8 protein-coding genes and 1 pseudogene are annotated in these 9,415 nt (G+C 36.7%); 1 reads left to right on the forward strand and 8 read right to left on the reverse strand.

What is annotated here, in order from left to right; genetic code table 11:
* From PHC28_RS11260 to PHC28_RS11280, 5 genes are all read right to left on the reverse strand, one after another.
* The coding region (locus PHC28_RS11260; RefSeq protein WP_300100195.1) for an ACP S-malonyltransferase at nt 1-644 on the reverse strand (644 nt) is incomplete at its 3' end.
* 110 nt (nt 645-754) lie between these two features.
* Complete coding sequence (locus PHC28_RS11265) at nt 755-1,471, reverse strand: pirin family protein (protein ID WP_300100198.1); 717 nt, start codon at nt 1,469-1,471, stop codon at nt 755-757.
* 121 nt (nt 1,472-1,592) lie between these two features.
* The gene (locus PHC28_RS11270; protein WP_300100201.1) at nt 1,593-3,464 is read right to left on the reverse strand and encodes a U32 family peptidase; all 1,872 of its coding nucleotides are present in this window, start codon (nt 3,462-3,464) and stop codon (nt 1,593-1,595) included.
* 327 nt (nt 3,465-3,791) lie between these two features.
* The gene (locus PHC28_RS11275; protein ID WP_300100204.1) at nt 3,792-4,982 is read right to left on the reverse strand and encodes a pyridoxal phosphate-dependent aminotransferase; all 1,191 of its coding nucleotides are present in this window, start codon (nt 4,980-4,982) and stop codon (nt 3,792-3,794) included.
* 74 nt (nt 4,983-5,056) lie between these two features.
* Complete coding sequence (locus PHC28_RS11280; protein WP_300100207.1) at nt 5,057-6,151, reverse strand: acyl-CoA desaturase; 1,095 nt, start codon at nt 6,149-6,151, stop codon at nt 5,057-5,059.
* Between the two features lie 107 nt (nt 6,152-6,258).
* Between PHC28_RS11280 and rsmG the strand changes: the two genes are divergently transcribed.
* Nucleotides 6,259-6,888: a 16S rRNA (guanine(527)-N(7))-methyltransferase RsmG gene (rsmG, locus tag PHC28_RS11285; protein ID WP_300100217.1), complete on the forward strand. Its 630-nt coding sequence runs from the start codon at nt 6,259-6,261 to the stop codon at nt 6,886-6,888.
* 104 nt (nt 6,889-6,992) lie between these two features.
* On the opposite strand, the gene pruA is transcribed toward rsmG, so the two are convergent.
* The 3 genes and pseudogenes from pruA to PHC28_RS11300 all read right to left on the reverse strand — a co-directional run.
* Nucleotides 6,993-8,621 carry an L-glutamate gamma-semialdehyde dehydrogenase gene (gene pruA / locus PHC28_RS11290; protein ID WP_300100210.1) on the reverse strand — a complete coding sequence of 543 codons (1,629 nt, stop codon included), beginning with the start codon at nt 8,619-8,621 and terminating at the stop codon, nt 6,993-6,995.
* Nucleotides 8,622-8,770: 149 nt separating this feature from the next.
* Nucleotides 8,771-9,157 carry a Co2+/Mg2+ efflux protein ApaG gene (gene apaG, locus PHC28_RS11295; RefSeq protein WP_300100214.1) on the reverse strand — a complete coding sequence of 129 codons (387 nt, stop codon included), beginning with the start codon at nt 9,155-9,157 and terminating at the stop codon, nt 8,771-8,773.
* Between the two features lie 75 nt (nt 9,158-9,232).
* Nucleotides 9,233-9,415 (reverse strand): annotated as a pseudogene (locus PHC28_RS11300) (DUF5103 domain-containing protein); the annotation flags it as partial.

Below are 9,415 nucleotides of genomic sequence, written 5' to 3' on the forward strand. Positions count from 1 at the left end.
GAGAAAGTAGTTGCTTCAATTGCTGCAGCCAATTCTTCTCTTGCTGGTTCCATCATTGGCGAGTGAAAACCACCACCAACAGGTAATATCAAAGCTCTTTTTGCACCAGCTTCCTTCATTTTTTCGCAAGCTAATTCCACTGCTTTAAATTCTCCGGAAATTACTAATTGGCCCGGACAGTTATAATTAGCAGCAACTACAACTCCGTCAATAGAAGCGCAAACATCTTCAACAATATTATCGGCTAATCCAAGAACTGCTGCCATTGTGGATGGTTTGATTTCGCAGGCTTTTTGCATTGCTAAAGCGCGTTGTGAAACCAATCGCAATCCGTCTTCAAACGATAAAACACCATTGGCTACTAATGCCGAAAATTCGCCCAAAGAATGTCCTGCTACCATTTCTGGTTTGAAATCTTCCAAGGTTTTGGCTAAAATCACCGAATGCAAGAAAATGGCTGGTTGGGTCACTTTAGTTTCTTTCAATTCTTCGGCCGTGCCTTCGAACATAATGTCCGTGATGCGGAAACCCAATATTTCATTGGCTTTTTCGAAAAGTGATTTTGCTAATGCTGAATTCTCATATAAGTCTTTGCCCATTCCAGTGAATTGTGCTCCTTGACCTGGAAATACGTATGCTTTCATATTTTTTAATTTAAAGATTGAAAAATTTAAAAGATTGAAAAATTGACTCAATCGGGATGCAAAAATAGTGTTTTTTTCTGAACACTATAAACAGAACATTGAACACTAAATTATTGCTCCATCGGGATTTCCATCACTAAAAATTTCGAATCCACATTAGCTTTGATTTCAATTTCATTCGTTTCCCAAATTCCAATTGCATCTCTTTTGTCTAATTTTTCTCCGTTCACTTCGATTTCGCCTTCAATGTTGATGATGTAAAACCCGTTTCCTTCTTTTTTTAGAACCAGTTTTTTAGAAAAATCTTGATCAAAATCACTCAAATAAAACCAAGCGTCTTGATAAATCCACACTCCTTCATCATCTGGATTTGGCGAAAGAATTTGAGCAAAATCATTTTTTTGTTTAGCAATATCTAAAGTGATTTGTTGGTAACGCGGTTCCACATTTCTGAATTTTGGAAACAACCAAATCTGAAATAATTTAGTGCGTTGATCTACATTCGGGTTAAACTCACTGTGTTGAATTCCGGTTCCGGCACTCATTACCTGCACATCTCCCGTTTTTATAGTCGATTCATTTCCCATACTGTCTTTATGAGCTAAATCACCTTCCAATGGAATAGTAATAATTTCCATATTGTCGTGTGGATGTGTGCCAAAACCCATTCCGGCAGCCACGGTATCATCGTTTAAAACGCGCAACATTCCGAATTGTATTCTATCAGGGTTGTACCAACGGGCAAAACTAAAGCTATGATAAGCGTTTAACCATCCGTGATCTGCGTGTCCACGGGTATTTGCTTTGTGTAAAATTGTAGTCGCCATAACGTTTTGTATTTATTGTTATTTAAAGGTGCAAATTTTCCAACCAGTATGAACAAAAAGTTCGTAACCTAGATTAAGATTAAAATATCGATATTTCTAGAAAACATCGGTTTTTGAGTTTTTAATGAAAGTGGTCTTCCTCGATTTCGAATTCGGCATCTTTTTCCCAGATTTCCATTTCGCAGGGCTTGCAATTGAATTTGAGTTTGTATTCCAATTCGCCCTGTTTTAGAACCAAAGGTTCTTTGAGTCTGCCATCCATATCAGGATGGTATTTTGGGCATTTTTCCAATTCGTATTTGATGCAATATTTGGTCGTCATTACACGAGATTTTCCTGGATCCCATTGCAATTCGAATGCTTTTTCGATTTCGGTAACGCCGTGACGCTCGTAGAATTTACGCGCCAATTTGTTCGAAACATTGTACATAAAATCCAGTTTGGTTTCTGGATAAGGATGCGATGTTTTGACCAATTGGTATTCTTTGACCTTGTAGTTTGACAAACGAATTTCGGACAATTGTTCGAAAACTGTTCTTCGCATTTCGTTGATTTTAGAAATAGGAAGGAACCAATTTTCGGAAAATAGAATCGTTATTTCATCGGCGGTGTATGGCGTGAAACCTGTTTTTGCCAAATTGACTTTGAAGTTTTCCTCGATAGATTCGTTGTTTTTGGTTCTTTCTTTTGGATGAACCAAATTGACCGTACTCACATTTCCGTCTTCGTCTGTGGCGATGAGCTTGAAACCATTTTCGTTTTCGGTCAACAATAAAGTCGTGCTTATTTTTCGGATGGCACTGTCTTCACGTTCCACAATTTTGATGAAAGCGGCGTCGTTGTTGCGGAAAATGAATGTTCCGGGTTTGATTTCTTTCAGAACATTTGGAAAAGCCAAACCATTTTCAACCTTGTTCACGTAAATTCCGTCGGCTTCGTTGTTTTCGTTGATGAAACACAATCCGTCACCGTTGTTTAATAATTCACCGTTTTCGATTTCGTAAGAGTTTCCAACGGTTTTAATGAGTTTGCCAATGTATTGCCCTTTCGATTTTGGACTTTCCCAAGAGCCAATTGCTTGATGTCTTTCGTTCACAAAATAATCGGTATAACCACGGTTGAAAGTTCGATTCAAAGCCGAATCGAAAGTGTAGGTACATTTTCCAGATGATGCTTTGGTGTATTTGTCACTGCCTTCATTTTCTAAAAAATTATCCAGTTTTTGACGTAAATAAGAAACATTATTTTTTACATACACAATATCTTTCAAACGACCTTCGATTTTAAAAGAACAAATTCCAGCTTCAATCAGATTCGGAAGCTGATCCGAAACATCAAAATCTTTGATGGAAAGTAAATGACTATTTTTGATTAACGTATCGCCGTTTCCATCGATGAGGTTGTACGGCAGACGACAGTTTTGTGCACAAGAACCTCGATTAGCAGAGCGTTCGCCATTGGCAACACTCATATAACAATTCCCGCTAAAAGATACGCAAAGCGCACCTGTTACGAAAAATTCCAGTTCCACATCGCTAGCTTCGCTGATTTCCTTGATTTGGTGCAGGTTTAATTCGCGAGCCAAAACCACACGTTTCATTCCTGCCTCTTTCAGGAATTTGATTTTGTCGGCATCGCGATTATTGGCTTGAGTGCTGGCGTGCAAAACGATGGGCGGCAACTCCATTTCCATAATTGACATATCTTGAACAATCAGGGCATCGACTCCAATGTCGTACAATTTCCAAATCATTTGACGGCAATTTTCGAGTTCGTTGTCATACAAAATGGTGTTGACCACCACAAAAACTTGAGCATTGAATAAATGCGCATATTTTACCAATTCTGCAACATCTTCGATTGAGTTGGTAGCATTGGAACGCGCTCCATATTGTGGTGCTCCAATATAAACAGCATCGGCGCCAGCGTTTATCGCAGCCAGACCGTGAATTAAATCTTTAGCAGGGGCAAGAATTTCTATTTTTTTCTTCATCTATTTTGGATGCTATTTTTATAAGGACTAGAATTTTAGGCTTTTAGAACCTCACCTAAAAAGTTGGCAAAGTTCCTATAAATAATTCGTGATTTCTAATTTGTGATGGATTTTTTGGAAAATTGTTGTTGTGTGAAAAATAAAGGAGTTTTAAACAGGGTGAATTGCTATTACGCATATGTTTTTATGTTTAAATAGTAGAACATAATCTTTTATTTATATATAAATAGTAGATTACAATCGCATATTTATATGTTTTTTCGGTGGGTCACGCCAAAAAAAAATGCCCCAAGTTTCCTTGAGGCTTATGGTATAAAAAACTTTTGACTAAAGAGCCAAAGCGTCTTTGATTCTTTTTAATGCTTCTTTCAACAATTCGTCGCTTGTTGCATAAGAAAAACGAATACAGTTAGGATTACCAAAAGCGTCACCAGTTACAGTTGCAACACAAGCTTCGGCCAATAAATACATTGCCATATCATTGGCATCTTTGATTTCGGTTCCTTTCAATGTTTTTCCGAAGAAAGAAGAAACGTCTGGAAATACATAAAAGGCTCCTTCTGGAACGTTGATTTTGATTCCTGGAATTTCTTTCAACAATCCAACTACTAAATCTCTACGAGAATGGAAGGCTTGAACCATTTCGTTTAACACGCTTGGATCAGCATCTACTGCAGTAATAGTTGCACGTTGCGCTACTGAATTAGCTCCTGAAGTTACTTGACCTTGAATTTTTGTACAGGCTTTTGCAATAAATTCTGGTGCTCCGATATATCCAATTCTGTATCCTGTCATTGCGAAAGCTTTGGCAACTCCATTTACAGTAACTGTTTTTTCTAACATTCCTGGAATGGAACCAATACTACAGAAAGTTCCTGAGAAATTGATATGCTCATAGATTTCGTCAGCAACAACGATGATGTTTGGATATTTTTCTAATACTTTAGCAATAGCAGTTAATTCTTCTCTGTTATAAACCGAACCTGATGGATTACAAGGAGAAGAGAACCACATCATTTTTGTTTTTGGTGTGATAGCCGCTTCTAGTTGTTCTGGTGTGATTTTGAAATCTGTTTCTACAGAAGTTGGCACTTCTACAGGAACTCCACCTGATAATTTCACGATTTCGAAATAAGAAACCCAGTAAGGTGCCGGCAAAATTACTTCGTCACCGTCGTTTAACATTACTTGTGCAATGTTGTATAAAGATTGTTTTGCTCCAGTTGAAACCACGATTTGTGATGGTTTGTAATCTAAACCGTTGTCTCTTTTGAATTTTCTGCAAATGGCTTCTTTCAAATCACCGTATCCATCTACTGGAGAGTAAGTGCTATAGTTGTCATCGATAGCTTGTTTTGCAGCTTCTTTGATAAAGTCTGGTGTATTGAAATCGGGTTCGCCTAAACTTAAACTGATAATATCTTTTCCTTGTGCTTTTAATTCTCTGGCCAAAGCAGCCATTGCTAATGTTTGTGAAGTAGCTAGATTGTTAATTCTGTCTGAAAGCAAATTGTTCATTAAAATGTAATTTATGATTTATAATGTTGGTTGTTTATTGTTTTTTGGCTGTAGAGATGCACTGCAGTGCATCTTTACGATGCGATTGGTTTCATTCCAAGGTCTTTCAAATGTTTGAAATGTGCAATAACGGCACTCCGCATCGTTTTGTATTCGTAATAAGGTAAGTTGCATTCTTGTGCTGTTTCTTTTACGATTTTCGAAATTTTACCATAGTGAACGTGGCTAATATTTGGAAAAATATGGTGTTCGATTTGGTGATTTAAACCTCCAGTGTACCAATTTACAATCCAGTTTTTGGGTGCAAAATTAGTCGTGGTAAATAATTGATGAATTGCCCAAGTATTTTCTATTTCTCCGTTTTCGTTTGGAACCGGATTAGTCGTTTCTTTTACCACGTGAGCCAATTGAAATACTACACTCAATATTAATCCTGCGGTATAATGCATTACAAAAAAGCCTACAAGAACTTTCCACCAAGTGATTCCTAAAAGCATTGGCAATACTAACCAAATACTAAAATAAATGGCTTTTGTTATTAATAAGGTTGTCCAAAGTATTTTTGGACTTTTGGCTTCACCGTAAGATAATTTTCTTTTTAAATAGCTTCTCATTTGCTTAAAATCGGTGGTGATTGCCCAATTGAAAGTCAATAATCCGTATAAAAACACGGAGTAATATTGCTGAAAACGGTGAAAACTATACCATTTGGCATCTTTGGTAAAACGGATTACTCTTCCAGCGTCAAGATCTTCGTCGTGGCCTGGAATATTGGTATAAGTGTGGTGTAAAACATTATGTTGTACTTGCCAGTTGTATACGTTTCCGGCCAAAACATAAATTGTTCCGCCCATAAATTTATTAATCCAATTGATGTTAGAATACGAACCGTGATTACCATCGTGCATCACATTCATTCCAACGCCTGCCATTCCTATTCCTATGACGATTGTCAAAAGCAAATGTGCCCAAAACGGCATATCAAGTGTCAGGATTAAAAAGTATGGAGTAAGGAAAACCGCAAACATAATTATGGTTTTTAGATAAAGTTTCCAATTACCTGTTTTTTGTATGTTATTTTCTTTGAAGTAGTTGTTAACGCGCGAGTTAAGCGTTCTAAAAAACTTTAGGTTGTCTTGCTTCGCAAATGTTGGTGTGATGTTGTTCATCTTTAATTTTGAATAAGTTGCAAAGGTAATTATTAAAAATTTTCAATCTGTAAATTTGCGTTAAATATTCAAAACTAAAAACTGTACTTTTGTTAAAATTTTTAATGATGGATGAGATTCTCAAATATTTCCCCAATTTGACTGATATTCAAAAGGAACAGTTCGAAAAATTGGATTTTTTATACCACGATTGGAATGCCAAAATCAATGTTATTTCCCGAAAAGATATTGACGAATTGTACACCAAACATATTTTGCATTCGTTAGGAATTGCCAAAATTATAAAATTCGAACCTGGAACTTATGTCCTCGATGTGGGCACTGGCGGAGGATTTCCTGGAATTCCCTTAGCGATTCTTTTTCCAGAAACGCGTTTTTATTTGATTGACGTGATTGCCAAAAAAATAAAAGTAGTTCAGGCTGTTGCCGAAGCATTAGAACTTAAAAATGTGAAATCCGAACAAATGCGTGCCGAATTGGTAAAAGGCGATTTCGATTTTATAGTAAGTCGTGCTGTGACCAATATGCCAGATTTTGTATCTTGGGTAAAAGACAAAATCAAAAAGAAACACAAACACGAACTCCGCAACGGAATTCTATATCTAAAAGGCGGCGACTTAACCGAAGAGTTGAAGGATTTTCCAAAAGCTACAGAATACAATTTAGCTAATTTTTTTGAAGACGAGTTTTTTGAGACTAAGAAAGTCGTGCATTTGCCTTTGAAATTTACGAGTTAATTCAATGCAAAAAGCAAAAACAAAACCCACAAGAACTCAAACAACTTGATTCTTGTGGGTTTTTAAATATCGTACCTCGTATATCTAACCTTGTACTTCGAAAACTATTCTCCCAAAAACGGGTATCTATAATCTTCAGGAGTTACAAACGTTTCTTTGATAGTTCTTGGTGAAGCCCAGCGCAATAAGTTCAATGCTGATCCTGCTTTGTCATTGGTTCCGGAAGCTCTTGCGCCACCAAAAGGCTGCATTCCCACAACGGCTCCAGTTGGTTTGTCGTTGATATAGAAATTTCCGGCTGCATATTGCAAAGCAATTGTCGCTTGCTCAATTGCATAACGGTCTTTGCTGAAAATTGCACCTGTCAAAGCATAAGGTGAAGTGGTATCAACTAAGGTTAATGTTTCTTCCCATTTGGCATCTTCATAAACAAAAATCGTCATTACGGGGCCGAATAATTCGGTTTCCATAGTGGTGTAATGTGGATTTGTAGTTACGATTATGGTTGGTTCTATAAAATAACCCACAGATTTATCATAGTTTCCTCCAACGATAATTTCAGCATCCGAATCTTTTTTGGCTTGGTCAATAAAACTGGCCAATTTATCAAAAGAACCTTCGTGAATTACGGCTGTAATAAAATTAGAAAAATCTTCTGGCGAACCCATTTTCATTGAGTTTACATCGGTGATTAATTGTTTTTTTAGTTCTGCCCACATACTTTGAGGAACATAAGCTCTTGAAGCTGCGGAACATTTTTGACCTTGAAATTCGAAAGCGCCACGAACAATTCCAGTTGCAACTTGCTTCACATTGGCACTTGGATGCGCTACAACGAAATCTTTTCCTCCAGTTTCACCCACGATTCTTGGATAGGTTTTATATTGATGAATATTTGCTCCGATTTTTGCCCAAATATCTTTGAATACGTGTGTTGAACCTGTGTAATGAATTCCAGCAAAATCAGGACTTGCTAAAACGGTGTTTGTTATCATAACAGGATCGCCAAAAACCACGTTGATAACACCATCAGGAACGCCGGCTTCTTTAAAAATATCGATGATAATTTTTGCAGAGAATACTTGGCTGTCGCTAGGTTTCCAAATCACGACATTGCCCATCATTGCAGCACTTGCTGGAAGATTTCCGGCAATAGCAGTAAAGTTAAATGGTGTAATCGCATATACAAAACCTTCCAGTGGGCGATATTCCAATCGGTTCCACATATCCGAATTTGATTTGGGCTGGTCGTTGTAGATTTGAGTCATAAACTCTACGTTGAAACGTAAAAAATCAATGAATTCACAGGCTGCATCAATTTCTGCTTGAAAAACATTTTTAGATTGCGCAATCATTGTTGCGGCGTTTATTCTTGCTCTGTAAGGCCCGGCAATTAATTCAGCAGCTTTCAGGAAAATGGCAGCACGTTGTTCCCAAGCCATATTTGCCCATTTTGTTTTAGCTTCAAGCGCATTGGCAATAGCTTTTTCAACGTGTGTTTTTTCAGCAAGATGATAAGTTCCCACAACGTGTTTATGATCGTGTGGCGCAGTCATATTTTTGGTATTTCCAGTTCTTATTTCTTCGTTTCCAATAAATAAAGGAACATCGATTTTTGAATTCCACATTTGTTTGTAAGCGGCGAGAACGGCAGCTTTTTCTGGAGAATTTGGCGCATACGATTTAACAGGCTCGTTTACGGCTTTTGGCACATTGAAAAATCCTTTAAGCATTTTGTTTTATTTAGCTTCACTTTTTTTGGGTTTTGACCTTAAGTGAAAATTAGACAATTGATAAATTCACTTTCGTGAATTTTAAAATATTTCACAAAAGTACAAAGGATTGTTTAAAAAATAGATAATTTGGCTAGAAGAAAATTAAATTAATTCAAGGCAAAAGGAGCGCACAATCTGAAAGTAGGTACAATAACTTTGAATGTTTTTGTAGAAGTAAAATTCACCATATTAAAGTAGCCTTTCATTGCTCCATAAGGTGACGACAATAAACAACCTGAATTATAGGTATGAGATTCTCCAGGTTTTAAAACTGGTTTTTTACCAATTACACCTTCTCCGTCAACAAAATCGATGGTACTCAAGGAATCGAAAATTTCCCAATGACGTGAGATTAGTTGAACCGAATCCTTACTATGGTTTTCAATTTTGATTTCGTAACTAAAGGCAAAATGAATTTTGTAGTTCTTGAAGTAAGTGCCTTCAAAACTAGTCAAAACCGATATTTTTATACCTCTTGTTATCTGTGAAACCATATCAATATACTAAAGATGAGTTTAATAATGGCAAAATTACAAAAATTTTGATTGGTTTTACCATTTTGATTTTTTTTAGTTAGTGATATTTAACGAACTGGCATTTCCTTTGCCAATGACACGATCATAACGATCATTGCTTTCTCGATAATACACAATGACAGAATAATCGTTTTCAGTTTGATAAAAATTCCCATCAATGGCATTTTCGTGGTCAATATCTCCTTTTTCGTCTGCCACAATGTATTGGTAATTTGT

Origin of the sequence: Flavobacterium sp. (assembly GCF_028712645.1) — a bacterium.
GTDB lineage: Bacteria > Bacteroidota > Bacteroidia > Flavobacteriales > Flavobacteriaceae > Flavobacterium.

Excerpts from the sequence above, each read along its gene's own strand:
- PHC28_RS11265 (WP_300100198.1), bottom strand. The coding sequence starts at position 1,471 with ATGGCGACTACAATTTTACACAAAGCAAATACCCGTGGACACGCAGAT.
- PHC28_RS11270 (WP_300100201.1), bottom strand. The coding sequence starts at position 3,464 with ATGAAGAAAAAAATAGAAATTCTTGCCCCTGCTAAAGATTTAATTCAC.
- PHC28_RS11275 (WP_300100204.1), bottom strand. The coding sequence starts at position 4,982 with ATGAACAATTTGCTTTCAGACAGAATTAACAATCTAGCTACTTCACAA.
- PHC28_RS11280 (WP_300100207.1), bottom strand. The coding sequence starts at position 6,151 with ATGAACAACATCACACCAACATTTGCGAAGCAAGACAACCTAAAGTTT.
- rsmG (WP_300100217.1), top strand. The coding sequence starts at position 6,259 with ATGGATGAGATTCTCAAATATTTCCCCAATTTGACTGATATTCAAAAG.
- pruA (WP_300100210.1), bottom strand. The coding sequence starts at position 8,621 with ATGCTTAAAGGATTTTTCAATGTGCCAAAAGCCGTAAACGAGCCTGTT.
- apaG (WP_300100214.1), bottom strand. The coding sequence starts at position 9,157 with ATGGTTTCACAGATAACAAGAGGTATAAAAATATCGGTTTTGACTAGT.